14 protein-coding genes are annotated in these 14659 nt (G+C 36.6%); 7 read left to right on the top strand and 7 right to left on the bottom strand.

The window, feature by feature from the left end:
* Positions 1 to 35 precede the first annotated feature (35 nt).
* Positions 36 to 785 carry an enoyl-CoA hydratase/isomerase family protein gene (locus JJL45_RS15515; protein ID WP_068604850.1) on the top strand — a complete coding sequence of 250 codons (750 nt, stop codon included), beginning with the start codon at positions 36 to 38 and terminating at the stop codon, positions 783 to 785.
* 44 nt (positions 786 to 829) lie between these two features.
* Here JJL45_RS15515 and JJL45_RS15510 read toward each other — a convergent pair whose 3' ends face one another.
* Together JJL45_RS15510 and JJL45_RS15505 are read right to left on the bottom strand one after the other, a co-directional pair.
* Positions 830 to 1402 (bottom strand): DUF4136 domain-containing protein, encoded by a 573-nt coding sequence (locus tag JJL45_RS15510; protein WP_068604847.1) that lies wholly within the window; start codon positions 1400 to 1402, stop codon positions 830 to 832.
* Positions 1403 to 1490: 88 nt separating this feature from the next.
* Positions 1491 to 1655 carry a DUF5522 domain-containing protein gene (locus JJL45_RS15505; protein WP_202664194.1) on the bottom strand — a complete coding sequence of 55 codons (165 nt, stop codon included), beginning with the start codon at positions 1653 to 1655 and terminating at the stop codon, positions 1491 to 1493.
* Positions 1656 to 1734: 79 nt separating this feature from the next.
* On the opposite strand from JJL45_RS15505, the gene JJL45_RS15500 reads away from it, so the two are divergent.
* From JJL45_RS15500 to JJL45_RS15475, 6 genes are all read left to right on the top strand, one after another.
* Positions 1735 to 2073, top strand: a complete 339-nt coding sequence (locus JJL45_RS15500) for a hypothetical protein (RefSeq protein ID WP_068604845.1) — start codon at positions 1735 to 1737, stop codon at positions 2071 to 2073.
* Entirely contained in the window at positions 2063 to 2974 is a 912-nt protein-coding gene (locus tag JJL45_RS15495) for a 1-aminocyclopropane-1-carboxylate deaminase/D-cysteine desulfhydrase (protein ID WP_068604844.1), read from the top strand. The genes JJL45_RS15500 and JJL45_RS15495 overlap by 11 nt, the downstream gene beginning before the upstream one ends.
* Before the next feature lies 1 nt (position 2975).
* Positions 2976 to 3788: a glucosaminidase domain-containing protein gene (locus tag JJL45_RS15490; protein ID WP_068604842.1), complete on the top strand. Its 813-nt coding sequence runs from the start codon at positions 2976 to 2978 to the stop codon at positions 3786 to 3788.
* Positions 3789 to 3801: 13 nt separating this feature from the next.
* Positions 3802 to 5088 carry a glutamate-1-semialdehyde 2,1-aminomutase gene (gene hemL / locus JJL45_RS15485; protein ID WP_068604840.1) on the top strand — a complete coding sequence of 429 codons (1287 nt, stop codon included), beginning with the start codon at positions 3802 to 3804 and terminating at the stop codon, positions 5086 to 5088.
* Positions 5089 to 5272: 184 nt separating this feature from the next.
* Positions 5273 to 6073, top strand: coding sequence for a GIN domain-containing protein (locus JJL45_RS15480; RefSeq protein WP_202664193.1), 801 nt, complete (start codon positions 5273 to 5275; stop codon positions 6071 to 6073).
* A 172-nt stretch (positions 6074 to 6245) separates the two neighbouring features.
* On the top strand, positions 6246 to 6749 hold the full coding sequence (locus tag JJL45_RS15475; protein WP_068604834.1) for a hypothetical protein: 504 nt from the start codon (positions 6246 to 6248) through the stop codon (positions 6747 to 6749).
* 94 nt (positions 6750 to 6843) lie between these two features.
* Here the strand turns inward: JJL45_RS15475 and JJL45_RS15470 are convergent, their stop codons facing one another.
* From JJL45_RS15470 to JJL45_RS15450, 5 genes are all read right to left on the bottom strand, one after another.
* Positions 6844 to 7314, bottom strand: a complete 471-nt coding sequence (locus JJL45_RS15470) for a Spy/CpxP family protein refolding chaperone (protein WP_068604833.1) — start codon at positions 7312 to 7314, stop codon at positions 6844 to 6846.
* 150 nt (positions 7315 to 7464) lie between these two features.
* The gene (locus JJL45_RS15465) at positions 7465 to 8580 is read right to left on the bottom strand and encodes a DUF2914 domain-containing protein (protein ID WP_068604832.1); all 1116 of its coding nucleotides are present in this window, start codon (positions 8578 to 8580) and stop codon (positions 7465 to 7467) included.
* A 250-nt stretch (positions 8581 to 8830) separates the two neighbouring features.
* Positions 8831 to 11686: an alpha-amylase family glycosyl hydrolase gene (locus JJL45_RS15460; RefSeq protein ID WP_068604828.1), complete on the bottom strand. Its 2856-nt coding sequence runs from the start codon at positions 11684 to 11686 to the stop codon at positions 8831 to 8833.
* A 59-nt stretch (positions 11687 to 11745) separates the two neighbouring features.
* The gene (locus JJL45_RS15455) at positions 11746 to 13062 is read right to left on the bottom strand and encodes a SusE domain-containing protein (protein WP_082935991.1); all 1317 of its coding nucleotides are present in this window, start codon (positions 13060 to 13062) and stop codon (positions 11746 to 11748) included.
* Positions 13063 to 13079: 17 nt separating this feature from the next.
* Positions 13080 to 14657, bottom strand: a complete 1578-nt coding sequence (locus JJL45_RS15450) for a RagB/SusD family nutrient uptake outer membrane protein (protein WP_068604826.1) — start codon at positions 14655 to 14657, stop codon at positions 13080 to 13082.
* Positions 14658 to 14659 lie beyond the last annotated feature (2 nt).

Genomic DNA, 14659 nt, shown 5'->3' with positions numbered 1-14659 from the left:
TTTTATGTATATTCAACCCAAATTATTCTGAATTTATGGAAGCCTACGTAAGCTTAAATATAGAAAATAAAGTGGGACACATTGAGTTTTTTCATCCTAATAGAAATTCTATGCCCAGTGATGTTTTGCAAAAACTCTCTGAAACCATAACCACAGCAGGAAAACATCCAGACATTAAAGTGATTGTTTTAAAAAGTGGGGGAGACCGCACGTTTTGTGCTGGAGCTAGTTTTAATGAGTTGATAGAGATTGAAGATGCAGAAACAGGGCAACAATTTTTTTCTGGCTTCGCTAAGGTTATCAATGCCATGCGTACTTGTCCTAAACTGATTATAGGACGTGTACAAGGTAAGGCTGTTGGAGGAGGTGTTGGTATTGCTGCGGCTGCCGATTATTGCTTGGCGACACAATATGCTTCTGTAAAGTTAAGTGAGTTAAGTATAGGAATTGGTCCCTTTGTTATAGAACCTGCAGTTACTAGAAAAATAGGTAATACGGCCATGTCGCAAATGACAATAAATGCCGAGGAATTTTTCTCAGCCGAGTTTGCAAAAGATAAAGGTTTATACGGAGAGGTTTTTAATACCGTAGAAGAATTGGATTTGGCTGTGTTAAGTCTCACAGAAAAACTGGCAAGCTACAACCCTGAAGCGTTAAAAGAAATGAAGACTGTTTTTTGGGAAGCAACCGATCACTGGGACGCTCTTTTAGCCGAACGCGCCGAAATTAGTGGCCGATTGGTTTTAAGTAAGTTTACCAAAAAGACATTGAAACGTTTCCGTTAAATAAAAAAAGACTGTTTAAAATTTTAAACAGTCTTTTTTTATAATTATTTCTTTTGTTCCATTCCTGGAGGATACTCTGCCATAATTTTAGCAACAAATTCCTTAATTAGGGCTTCTTTTTTCTCCATATTTTGGGTGAGGAATCCGGTGCCTAAACCTTGCCATACCAATTCATGACTTTGAGCATCAATAAGGTCTATGTATAACTGGCCTTCGGTGCTTGTTGAAACACTAGGCTGATCCCAGCCCCAACCCCAACCAGGTCCCATGCCCCAGCCAGGACCCCAACCGCCCCAACCCCAGGCGCCATAGCCCCAAGTGTTGTTGTAAACGTCTACGCGTTGGTTGGATTTAGTAAATAAACTAATGAGGATATCTGGATTTTCAGATTTAGTCATTCCTTTGCTTAAAAGTTCGGCCTCAATGGCTCTAAGAATACGGCGCTTATCTAAATCGCTAATTTCGGCTTTATCAATACCGTTTTTAAAGAATGCAAAGGTTTTGTATTTGCTGAAATCTTTGTTCTGGTCGTAATCAGTAGCGACTTTAATCGAGTTGCATGAAGTCAATACAACAGCTATAAGTACTAGGGATAATATTTTAAAAAGATGTTTCATAGGACAGTTGATTTAAAATGATCATATTTCTTTCTTAAGCATCAAGAATTGTACCAGTTAAGTGTTTTTTTGAACTGCCGCCTACAATTTAGGGGTTTGTCGTTTGTCTATTTTTATCGTAACCGTAAGGACAATGGCGACAACCACTTTGGCAACAATAACCACGTCTTAAATGGTATTTTTCCGTAAAACAGCGATACCCTTCTGGTGTGAGGTAATAATCGCCTTCTTCAAGAGGTATTATTTTTTTCATTATAAACAAAGATAGTGTAATACGGTTTATGGTGGAAGAGATTTATATCTTTTGTAACTTATCCAAAATTAAGAAATCCATGGTTTTTATCTCTAAATATTTGATTCCAAAAGGGTATTTGGGACTAACTCTTTACCCTTTTATCATTTTAAAAAAGAAACAACTTTTAGAAGATAAGGTACTATTAAATCATGAGCGTATTCACCTTAAACAACAGCTCGAAATGCTGGTGCTACCCTTTTATTTGTTTTATGTATTGGAGTTTTTATGGCGTTGGTTGTGGTGTTCAAATTGGAAAAAGGCTTATCGAAATATTTCTTTTGAACGCGAAGCTTATGCTCATGAAACAGATTTAGAATATTTAAAATCACGCCAGTTTTGGGCATTTTTAAAGTATCTTCGCAACTATGATATTTAAGCTTGAAAATAGCGTTAACCAGCAAGTTGATCTTCATCATAAAGACGTTGAATTGTACGTAAAACGAGAAGATGCCATTCATCCGTTTGTATCTGGAAATAAATACCGAAAATTAAAATATAACGTATTAGAGGCCCAAAAAAAAGGAATTAAAACGCTTGTGACTTTTGGCGGAGCTTATTCCAACCATATTGCGGCAGTTGCAGCGGCAGGGCAGTTATTCGGATTTAAAACCGTTGGCATAATTCGCGGTGAAGAATTGTGGACTGAAATAGATAAAAACCCAACCTTAAGTTTTGCGAAACAACGCGGTATGCGTTTTAAATTTGTGACGCGCGAGGCATATAGACGAAAATCTTCATCAGATTTTATTGCAGCTTTAAAAGATGAATTTGGCGATTACTATCATGTTCCTGAAGGTGGAACCAATACATTCGCCGTAAAGGGGTGTGAAGAAATATTAACTGAATCCGATAATGAGTTCGATTACATTTGCTCGGCTGTAGGGACTGGAGGAACCATTTCAGGACTTATAAATTGTTCAAAACCTCGTCAACAAGTTTTAGGTTTTCCTGCTCTAAAAGGGGACTTTTTAAAATCAGATATTAGTAAATTTGCAAAACAATCCAATTGGGAATTGATTACCGACTATCATTTTGGAGGCTATGCCAAAATAAATGAAGAATTGGTTGCGTTTATCAATCAGTTTAAAACCGATTATAAAATTCCCTTGGACCCCGTTTATACTGGTAAAATGCTGTTTGGGATTTTCGATTTAATAGAAAAAGGTTTTTTCCCTAAAGGATCGAAAATTTTAGCCATTCATACAGGAGGCTTACAAGGTATTGAAGGTATGAACGCCCTATTGAAAAAGAAGAACTTACCATTAATTATGTTGTGAAATGAGAAAAATAGTACTAGTGTTTTGTTTGGCCGTTGTGGTTTTTAGTTGTAAATCTAAAAAACATGTGGTTACTAAAAAGCCTCACAAACGCACTGAACATGTTGCAAGAAAACAAAAGCCAGCTGAAGTTGAAAAACACCAAGAGCCAGAAGTAGTTAAGCCAGCTCCTAAAGTTTTTGCTAGCAGTACAGAGGAATATATTTATAATTATCATGAAACGGCTCAGCAGGAAATGGCACTTTATGGCATTCCTGCAAGTATTACCTTAGCTCAAGGAATTTTAGAATCAGGATCGGGTAAAGGCAGGCTTTCCGTAGAAGCCAACAATCATTTCGGAATTAAATGTCATGGTTGGAAAGGTGCTAAAATTTATCATGATGACGATGCCGATCAAGAGTGTTTTAGAAAATATAAAGATGCAAAATATTCGTTTCGAGACCACTCCTTATTTTTAAGTGAGAGATCACGATATTCCAAATTATTCGATTTAAAAAAGGAAGACTATAAAGGCTGGGCAAAAGGATTAAAAGCCGCAGGCTATGCCACCGATAGAAAATATCCAGACAAATTAATTAGTCTTATAGAACGCTATAAACTGTATTTGTATGATGAGGCCGTTTTGGGTGACAAGTATGTGAAATATGAAATGCCTACAACGGTTCAGTCAGGTCATACCTATACTGTAGAAAAAGGCGATACCCTTTATGGTATTTCTAAGCGCTTTAATTTGACTGTTGAACAACTTCAAAAAATAAATGGTTTACGAGGAACGGCTTTAAGTATTGGGCAAGTTCTAGTCGTTGAACCATAATAAAATAAGAGTTATGATTTATAAAAGAAGCAGCGCATTATTTGCTGAAGCAGAAAAGGTAATTCCAGGTGGTGTAAATTCACCAGTAAGAGCTTTTAAAGGTGTTGGAGGAACACCAATTTTTGTAAAAGAAGCCAAAGGTGCTTATTTGTACGACGAGGATGGTAACCGATTAATAGATTACATCAATTCTTGGGGGCCTATGATTTTAGGGCACGCTTTTCAACCTGTTGTTGATGCTGTTGTTGAGAAAGCTAAAAAAGGAACGTCCTTTGGGATGCCTACAGAAATTGAAACAGAAATTGCGCAATTGGCCGTTTCTATGGTGCCTAATATTGATAAAATTAGATTCGTAAATTCCGGAACCGAAGCTTGTATGAGTGCCGTGCGTTTGGCTCGTGGTTTTACAGGAAAAGATAAAATTATCAAGTTTGCTGGTTGTTACCACGGGCATTCCGATTCGTTTTTAATACAAGCGGGGAGTGGTCTAAGTACTTTTGGTACGCCTAATAGTCCTGGGGTAACCCAAGGAACGGCCAAGGATACCTTATTAGCAAACTACAATGATATTGAGAATGTCAAAGCATTAATGGAGGCTAATAAAAATGAAATAGCTTGTGTTATTGTTGAGCCGGTTCCTGGAAATATGGGCTGCATTCCTCCTATAAATAATTTTCTTGAAAATTTAAGAACGCTTTGCGACGAACACAATATATTACTGATTTTCGATGAGGTGATGTCTGGATTTAGACTCGCAAAAGGTGGGGCACAAGAGCTCTATGGTGTAAATGCCGATATTGCTTGCTTCGGAAAAGTGATTGGTGGCGGATTACCTGTTGGTGCTTTTGCTGCTAGAGCAGAAATTATGAATCATTTGGCACCATTAGGTCCGGTGTATCAGGCGGGAACCTTAAGTGGAAATCCTTTAGCGATGGCAGCAGGTTTAGCCATGTTGAAAACATTAAATGAAGATGCCGAAATATTTGAAAGATTAGAAGCCAAGACAAAATATTTACACGAAGGCATGGCCAAAGTGTTAGCCGAGAATAAAGTAACTCATACTATTAATAGAGTTGGCTCGATGATTTCGGTGCATTTTGATGAAGCTGAAGTGATAGATTTTGAAACTGCAGCAAAGGGAAATAACGAATCGTTTAAAAAGTTTTTTCACGGATTATTAAACGAAGGGGTATACATCGCACCAAGTGCTTTTGAAACTTGGTTTATTACTGATGCGTTGAGTTATGAAGATTTAGATTTTACTATTGAAGCGGTAAATAAAGTTTCAAAAAGTCTGTAACGACTTGTAATTATAGTATAATAAAGATATCTAAAAGGTCTACCAATAATAAGGTAGGCCTTTTTTAGTTTAGCATGTTTTATTCCATATGGAATGGGATTTCAGAAGGTTGTTATTGTTGGTTTTTTTGGTAAACCATAGAATAATTGGTATTTTAAAGAAAATTGAAAAAATAAAAAAAAGAATGAAAAAAATTAGTTCAGTATTAGCCTTATTACTCATTATGCAATTGATGTCCTGTTCTTCAGACGATGACGGGATTAACAACGGAGGAGGAATTATTGATCTCGATTCGTTTACAGCTTTAAATGTTGGAGACAATATAAATTTAGTTTTGCGTTATGGGGCAAACCAAGAAGTTGAGTTAACAGGTGACGGTAATTTAAATAAGGTTGATTTGTTTGTAGATAACGATGTGTTATTTGTGTCTGATCTTAGTCCCGATGCCAGTAATGTTGTCGTGATAGTCGAAAGTCCAGATATTAACAGCATTGTAGTCGAAAATAATGGTATTTTAAATTTTGACAATGCCTTTGAAACCTCTTTCGACGAGTTAAATATTGTAGGTTTCGATGCTGCTGAAATTTATAATGAATACGCCATGCGGGTTAGTATACTTGATGTGCGTTTAGAAAATGCTGCTAAAATGGCGCTTTTGGATTTAGATGCCGATGAATTATATGTCGATTTACAAGATGGTAGTCGTTGTACCTTAGAGGGTTTTGCAACCGATCAATATATATCATTAATTAATGGTTGTCGTTTAAACTTAGACTTTCCGTATAATGAATGGGAAGCAACAAATCCTATACAAGGGGTTAACTGCACCATCACAGCAGACGATGGCGGAAATGGTTGGGTGCAAGCTTCAAATTACCTTGAGGCTACCGCCGATAATGGCACACGCATCTATTACCAAGGAACTCCTAACCAAGAAAATTTTACCGAGTTAAACGGTGGTGAAATTGTACAAAAGGATAATTAATATATAAATTCACAGCTAAATTTAAGTGGAGTAATGGATTAACCCTGTAAATATCCAATATGAAAACAAGGCTTCTAAAACCTGCGAATTGGCAATAAAAATTGCTGATTTCACTTATTAAGCTTATTTTTAATAAAAATAGAGTTTAAACCGATTAATAAAATTAAAAAAGATGAAACACATTATAGCCTTATTTTGTTTAGCCATACTATTTACTTCTTGTGAAGGCGATCAAGGTCCTGCTGGACCTGTAGGACCTCCTGGAGAAGATGGTTTAGTAGGTCTGGCTTTTGAAATTGAAATCGATTTTGATCAAGCTAATAATTTTGAACATATTGAGCCTTATGGTTTCGATGTACTGCCTTCCGATGTAGTTTTAACATACATCTCTTGGGAAACCGATAACGGGACTGAAATCTGGCGGTTATTACCGCAAACGGCATTTTTACAAAATAATGCTATTTTAACTTATAACTTCGATTTTACTCAGGGTGATGTTAGGATTTTTCTAGATTCTAATGGTACTTTTAATTTGGTAGATTTAACTCCAGAATGGACCGATAATCAGTTGTTTCGAGTTGTTGTAGTTCCGGCCGACTTTATTTCTGGTATCGACACGAATAATTTAGATGCAGTTATGAAAGCTACAAATATAGAGCAATTTAAAAGCTTGTAATTTGGCATATATGATTCACGCAAAAAGCCGCTTTTCTCCATGGAGAAAAGCGGCTTTTTAATTAAACTAACCAATATAAACGAACTTCTATGATTTAACCATTTTGGTGTTTCCCTTTTCGGTCACCATGTTTACCTTTTTTAGCGACTCTTTGCTTATGTTTCATCATTTTTTCAAAGTTTTCGAACTGCTCTTTGTTTAAAATTTTCTGCAATTTTGCTTTTTCAGCAATTTTAGCATCTAACATGGCGATTTGTTTGTTATAACGTTCTTCGCTCGTTAATTTTTTAGGCGCTTCCTTGTCTTTATTCGCTTGGCGTTCAGCCATCATAGCTTTGCGTTTCGTAGCTCTTTCTAAGTTTAAGGCTTGTATGTCGGTTTGCTGAGCAGCATTTAAATCTAAAGCTAATGTCATTCTTTTGGTTTGAAGCGTTGCCATTTGCTCTGCCGTCAAATCCATTTTTGCATGTTCTCCTCTGTGGTGTTTTCTGCCTTCTCTACCTTGTTCTTGTGCAATCCCCTGTAATCCTATAAGTGCTATTGCAATCAATATTATTTTTTTCATCTTTAATGTTTTTAAAATTATACTCTTAGGACTTCCACATTTCAAAAAGGTTTAAAGACTTTTAGTTTTTTAACTAAAATTAACGCTTACAGGTAAAATGAAATTATGAATAAGTCGGGTGGTTAAAACCATTAACATTGAGAATAATACTTAAAATGCTTTGGAAATTAAACGTTTCGGTTTTTCGTTGGCATCCATAATGATTTCAAATTCTATAATCCCAAGAACAAGTTCTTCTTGAGTGATTACTTCAACGCGCCAAAGCCCAGGTTTTACATTGTTCTTATAGGTGTACCCTCGAAAACCGTCATTACGGCCACCAGTAATATTGAAGCTAATATCATCGTAAGTTACCCAGTCGTCTTTAGTAACATCAAACCACTGCCAGCGATGAATAATAGATTTTTTTAACGCGGTAGGAGCAAAAATGGATGAAAAAATATATACAGGTTTGTCGTTAGAACGCACAAATTTAGATCGGTGATCTCTCCAAAAAACGAAGGGCTTCTTCTTTTCGTAAGTGACAATGTATTCATTGTTTTTTACTTGGATATCATGAGCGACAATGCCTGTTTGTAAGGCGAGAGGCACTGGTGGGATAAGCTTAAAATGGTAAAAAAGATTTATCGCCAAGTAAATAGAAACGATTAAAGTGATAAGCTTGACTAAATGGATTTCAGAGCGCGTACTCGGACTCCTTCTATAGATGACTGTAATTAAGGTTAGCGTAATTCCCAGGCTCACTAAGCCCGAGCAGATAAAAATAAGATGCCCCATTTGTCTTAAAAATACTGGGATCATAAAAGTGAAAAAGGTAAAACTGATAAAATAATAGATGCTAAACTGTAAATATTTATTAGAAATACGCTTTTTTAAAAGCTCGTTTGCTAAAAGTAATACCACTAAAATAGTAAAGAAAGAAGCTGTTTTAGAAATGGAAACACTTCTAGAAAAGTATATAACAAAAGCACTAGATAAACCTCCAAAGAAAAATTGAATAGCCAAAGGGAAATAAGCTTCAAAACGTTCTAAAAAGGTGTTTTTCCATTTGCCATCGTCTGCCAAGTTAAATAAGTAAAGGGTTAGGGTTAAGGCAGACATGTGCAAGCATAATACGGTAAGGTCATAAAGCCTATCGATGCGACCAAGAGTTAGGGTGTCAAAAATAAAACCACCTATAAAGAAAAGGAGTGGCGCGTATTTCTTATGTTTTTGAAGAAATTGTGGCAGAGGGCTATTTTTTAACCTAACTAGTTTTCGTTTCATAATAACTTGTCGATAAACAAATATAAAAGAATATTAGATTTGGGTTTCAAATAGGAGAAGCTATTCGGTTAATTTCAACTGTTTTGTTAAGGTTTATTACTTATGAATCATGAAATTTATCGACTCACTTTCATTAAAATTAGAAGTATGGTCATAAAAATGCATTTCCCGATAAATAGGCTTTACAATGAAAAAGACTTCAAAACCATAGTTTTGAAGCCCTCTTCCAAACAAAAAAACTAAACTAAAACTATTGTTTTATCAACTTCATTGTTTGATTATTACCCGAAAGTCTAATAATCTTAACTAAGTAGATATTTGAAGGGAGATTTGAAATGTCAAATTCCTGATTTTTATTATGGTTGCCCTTAAACTGTTTTACCAATTGACCAGTAATATTGTAGATAAGAACTTTTGAAGCGGTCTTATTAATTTTAAAACTATGACTTGTCGGATTTGGGAAGATCATAAACGTGTTTTCAAAAGGGTCATGATCGTCGCTTAATGTTTTAGCAGGTTGATTGCCATAAATTTTGAAGGTTCCTGGTTGAAGTGTAATAGCATCGGTAGCTTGAATACTTGTGTTTCCAGTTTCGTCCATTAAGTCGTACCACGTGCCGCCAGTGGCAAAATTTGGGTTTACTGTCTTGTCAGCCGTATCAAAATTCGAAATGATAACTACATCATTTAATTGTGAAGTAGGTAGGCTGGTATTCCAAACACGAATTCTTGGTGTTAAAGTTCCAGAAGTAATGCTGTAGTCGCCTTCAAAAACATCTTCGTTAATTTTTAAGTCGTTCAATCGGGCCCAAGTGTCGTAAACCGATTTTCGATTCGGGTCATCTAACCAGTTGTTTGTCCACTGTGGTTGAGGTTTTGTGCTAAGTTTACAAGAATCATCACTAGAAACAGAACCATCAGAGCATGTAAAAATGGAGTTTTCCATACCCAATGCGCCAAAATGCCAAATCATTTTAGGTCCCGGAATGGTTAAGGTAATGGCGCCCAAAGCTTCCATTCTTTTTAAAGCCGTGTTAAGATCCTTTACGCTGTAAGAACCATTAACAGCACCAAATTGTAAGTTTTTATACATTAGGCGTTCCTCATCATGACTTTCGGCATAACCGACTAGACGTTTGCCGGTAAATCCTCGAGATTTGTTCCCCATACGATCAATGTTCGAGTTTGAAGCATAACCCATAGTCAGTTGGTTGTAAGGGCTGGTCATTTTGCCCCACATCATAATACCTTTACCTTCTCCAATGCGGTAGTTTGCCCATTGTTGTTCTTCAGTATCAGTGCCTAAATGTTCAAAAATAACGTAGTGTGTGTTATCTAAACTCCAAGAATAATCGGCGTATTGTTTTAAAATAGCAACACGGTCAGAACTATATCCATTAGTGCAAGATTCATCGGTTGCTGTACATTGCTGCGTGAAGCCTTTGGTTAAATCCCAACGGAAACCATCAATTTTAAATTCGTTAATCCAGTGGTTAACAACACGCTCTACATAGTATTGTGTTTTTGCTTGTTGGTGGTTAAAATCCATGCCAACGCTGTAGCTGTGTTTGGCTTCCGTATTGAAATATGGACTTTCAGTACTTGGCTCTCCCCAGTCATCACCATCAGGATCATTCATCCACATACGTACCATCGGGTTTCTTCCGTAGGCATGATTCAAAGCAATATCTAAAATAACGGCAATACCGTTTTGGTGGCATAAATCGATGAATTCTTTAACCTTATCTTCCGTACCATAAAACTTATCTAAAGCCATGTGGAAAGAAGTATTGTAACCCCAACTTTCATTACCTTCATATTCCATGATCGGCATCAATTGAATGGCATTAATATTTAGGTTTTTGAAATAATCAATTCGATCAATTAAATCTTGAATATTTCTATCTGCATCAAAATCACGAATTAAAACCTCGTAAATAATTAAGTCTTCTTTTTTAGGTTTATTGAAATTTGTAACCGTCCAGTTGTAGGCGCTTTTTCCAGTTTGAAGCACTGTAACTTCACGTTCTTGTCCAGCCGGGTAAGCTGGTAAATTCGGATAAGTTCCTGCAGGAATTCCAGGGTCATCAAAAGGAGATAAGACTAAAGTTGAAAACGGATCGGCGGTTTTTACCATAACAGGTGAATTTGCTATAGGTGTTTCATCGACCACCCAATATTGATAGGTTTCTATCTTTTGCGCGGTTAAGCCAGTTAATTCTAACCAAAGTTTCCCAGAAGCCGGGTCTTTTTTCATGGCGTAAGCCGAAGTAGGCGTCCAGTTATTGAAACTACCAGCTACATACACAAAATCTTTTAAAGGGGCATCTAGAACCAAAGTGGCTTTTGAAGCATCTCCTGAGTTATAGTTAATACCGTTTTCTAATCCGCTAGGCATGGTTTGGGTTATAGTATCAGGGTTTACGACAACCGAAAATGATTTTTGAATCGTTTCTGCACCTTGGGTCACTGTTAAGGTGTAATTTTGATTGCTTGTAATGTTTGAATGTGTGTAAGAATAACTAGTTGCATTTGTTTTTACATTGATGGTAGTGCCATTACTAGCCAAAGCATAGTTTGCATTGCCGTTGCTATTTGAAGCTGTAATCGTAAAATTTCCACCTGCCGAAATTATGGTTGTGCTATTTTCTGTAGGGTTACCTAACGTAACTTGAAAGTATCCTACATTTGCAATGAAATCTTTACACCCTGAAGCTTTAATTTCTTGATTGCCAGAGGCATTTCTAAAAACCATTCCCATTTTAGTTGCCGAATTGGCTTGAGAGTCGGTTAAATTATAATAGGTTTTTGGAGTTATGGTTATGCTCCAAATACCATTGCCTTGGTTAGTCATTTCTCCTACGCCGTTATCGGTTCCCCAGTCTCCAACAACACTATATCCCCATGGGTTTGAGTCGTTTCCAATTCCGGAATGCATATATACTTTTGAAGGATTGTTTAGGGAATTACAAGCCGTATTAGAATTTATATCTATAGTTATGGTAACTGCTTCAGTAGTTTTAAACGTACTCGGGTTTGTAGTTAATTGTGAATAACTAAAATGAGATACAACTATAAGTAGTATGCTGAGTAATATTTTTTTCATGTGGGTTTAAATTAAAGACAAAAAGGGCTGTAATGTTAGTTACAGCCCTTTTCGTGTGATTAGTTTTTTGTAATTGAATACGTAGGATTGCTGGTGTCTGAAAGGTTTAAAACAATATCGTAATTACCTGCTGTAATCGCAATATTAGCACCACCATCTTCAAGTGTTCCATCGGCACCATCGTCTCCGTAATTAATGCCCCAATCGTTGTTTGCTCTAAACTTCATTGCACCGTTTGTAAGTGTTACATTGTTTAAATACCAAACACCTTCTTCAGCATAATTTAAATTCATTACAGTATCTGGACCATCCCATCCATTAGGTGTCGCATCGCCAACAAGCCCCCAAAGTTTTTCAATAGGCTCTAATGAATAGGTTAAATCGTTTAAATTTAATGTCACTAGATAATTACCAGCTTCAACTAAAATGTTATCGCCACCATCGTCTAAAGATCCATCGTCTCCCGTGTCTCCGTAATTAAAGTTCCAATCATTATTTCTTCTAAATTTCATTTCACCTTCCGCCAGGCTAACAATGGCACGCCATTGATCTGAAGTCGGGTCGTAGCTAAGCGGCATGTCTGGACCGTCCCAGCCGTTTGTTGTTGCACTGCCAACTAAGCCCCAAGTGTAGGGTTCTATGCTATAAGTTAATGTACCGTAATTAAAAGTAACTTTGTAAGTTCCTGCAGTAACAATAATATTGTCTCCACCTGGTTCTAAAGTACCATCGGCACCCGTATCGCCATAGTTTACATCCCAACTATTATCTTGTCTAATTTTAATTTCACCATCCATTAATGTAACATAGGCCGCAAAAATATCTGGATCACTTGTTTTGTAGAATGGCATATCTGGTCCATCCCAACCATTAACGGTTGCGCTACCAACAAGCCCCCAGTCTGAAGATAAGTCTAATATATTGGCATAACCTGTTACATCTATAGCGTTAGTGTTAGATACTGCAGCAATTTCAAAAGTGCCAATTATACCTTCAACTTTTACATCTAGTGTTGTTTTTGTTTCAGGTTCAACTTCCAGCGTTTGTAATATCGTATTAAGCTGTTCGGTTAATAACGAATATTCTAGGGTGTCACCAACTTCTCTTTTAACGGCGTTTTGAAAATTATTTCCAGCAACATCGAAATATACGATGTACTCAGGCGTTGCATTATAGCCATAATCTGGTTTCGTCCAATTAAGCGATAAGGCATCACGACCCTCGTTTTCTTTAAGAAGAACAAGTTCACTTTCGGAAGCGGAGAGTTCTGTTGTTGCAGTGGGATTTAACACTGTTTCTGTGTCGTCCATACTGCAGCTATATAATGCTAAACTTACTAACATTATACTAAATAACTTTGAAATTATATTTTTCATATTAGTGTGTTTTTATGTTAGTATCCTGGATTTTGTGTTAAGTTCGGGTTGATTAAAATGGTGTTGTTAGGAATAGGGAATAGATCTCTAAATGAATCTGTTCCTGTACCGTCAGGTTGATTTCCTTTAAAAGGCCATACATAACTATCTGAAGTGAAATAGTTGTATCGAACTAAATCTGTACGTCTTTGGCCTTCCCAATATAATTCTCTAGATCGTTCGTCTAAAACAAAATTTAGATCTAAGTTGGCTGCAGAAATATTACCAGAAGTATTACCAAAAGCACGCGTTCTAAGTTGATTGATTAAATCTACTGCTGTAGTTAAATTACCGCTACCTCCACGTAAAGTGGCTTCGGCGTAATTCAGGTAAATTTCAGGAAGACGCATAATGGCTAAATCTGGATCTGTAAAATCGCCACGTTTGTCGTTTCCTTGTACACCGTTAGAATCGATGTTTTTAAATTTCACACAAGCGTATCCATCTGTGAAAGTAGGGATGCTAGAAATTTCTAGAGACTGCCCATCGGTATACCACATAGCGCGTTTATCGTTTGTTTGGAATTTTTGAACTAATGCCGATGTGATACGGTTTCCACCCCAACCACCATTAATACCATAGGCTGCAGGATCCATAGAACCACCTACTGCAGCGTGTATTAAAAATGTTGTTCCGCCGTAGGTTGTAGAAGAAATACCATCAAAATTAATTGTAAAAATGAATTCGTTTTGAGCACCGTTAGAATGGTTGTCGGCTAAGAATAATTCATCATACGCCGTGCCATTTCCATTAGCATCATTTGTGTTTAAGCTGTATGATGAGTTTATCACTTCATTAGAAAATGTAATACATTCGTCGAATCGAGATGTTCCAGTCCAAACTTCAGCATTTAAATATAATCTTGATAATAAGGCCCATGCCGCAACGCGATCTACGCGACCATATTCGTTGGCTTGACTTTCAGGTAGTAGATTTTGAATATCTAATAATTCAGATTCTACAAAATCAAAAATTTCGGTTCTACTACTTTGAGTTGGTAGTTCGGTTGAAATTTGAGTTAATAATGGTACATCGCCAAAGAAATCAATTAAGTTGTAATACGCAAAAGCTCTTAAAAATCTAGCTTCGGCGATAAAAGTTTGAGCTTCGGCATCTTGTAAGGCTGAAGCGTTCGTGATAAAAGAATTACAAAATGAAACTTCTTGGGCTAAACGTAAGTACATAGCGCCAGTAAAATCGTTATTTGCAGTCCAATACATTCCATGTAAATCTGGTAATCCTGGATCTCCCCAACCTACAACAGCATGATCTGTTGTAATTTCGTTAAGGTTAAACAGCATACGAGTGTATTGTGAAAACCCTTGGTTTATGTCGCTAATGTCTGGAGAGCCATCATCGCCTCCGTTTTGGCCCGTTAAGGCTAAACTCGCATATAATTTAGCTAAAGCACCTTTGGCTTCAGTAGTATTAGCAAATACATCTTGTTCTGTAAAGCTATCTGGATCTATTGGGTCTTGATCTAAATCAGCATGGCATGATACCAGTACAATCGAGATCGTTAAAATAGGAATGAATTTTTTTATAATATTTTTCATAA

The sequence above is a fragment of the Tamlana sp. s12 genome (genome assembly GCF_016767215.1).
In the GTDB taxonomy this organism is placed as follows: domain Bacteria; phylum Bacteroidota; class Bacteroidia; order Flavobacteriales; family Flavobacteriaceae; genus Pseudotamlana; species Pseudotamlana agarivorans.
This window is presented reverse-complemented; position numbering and strand designations above follow the sequence as displayed.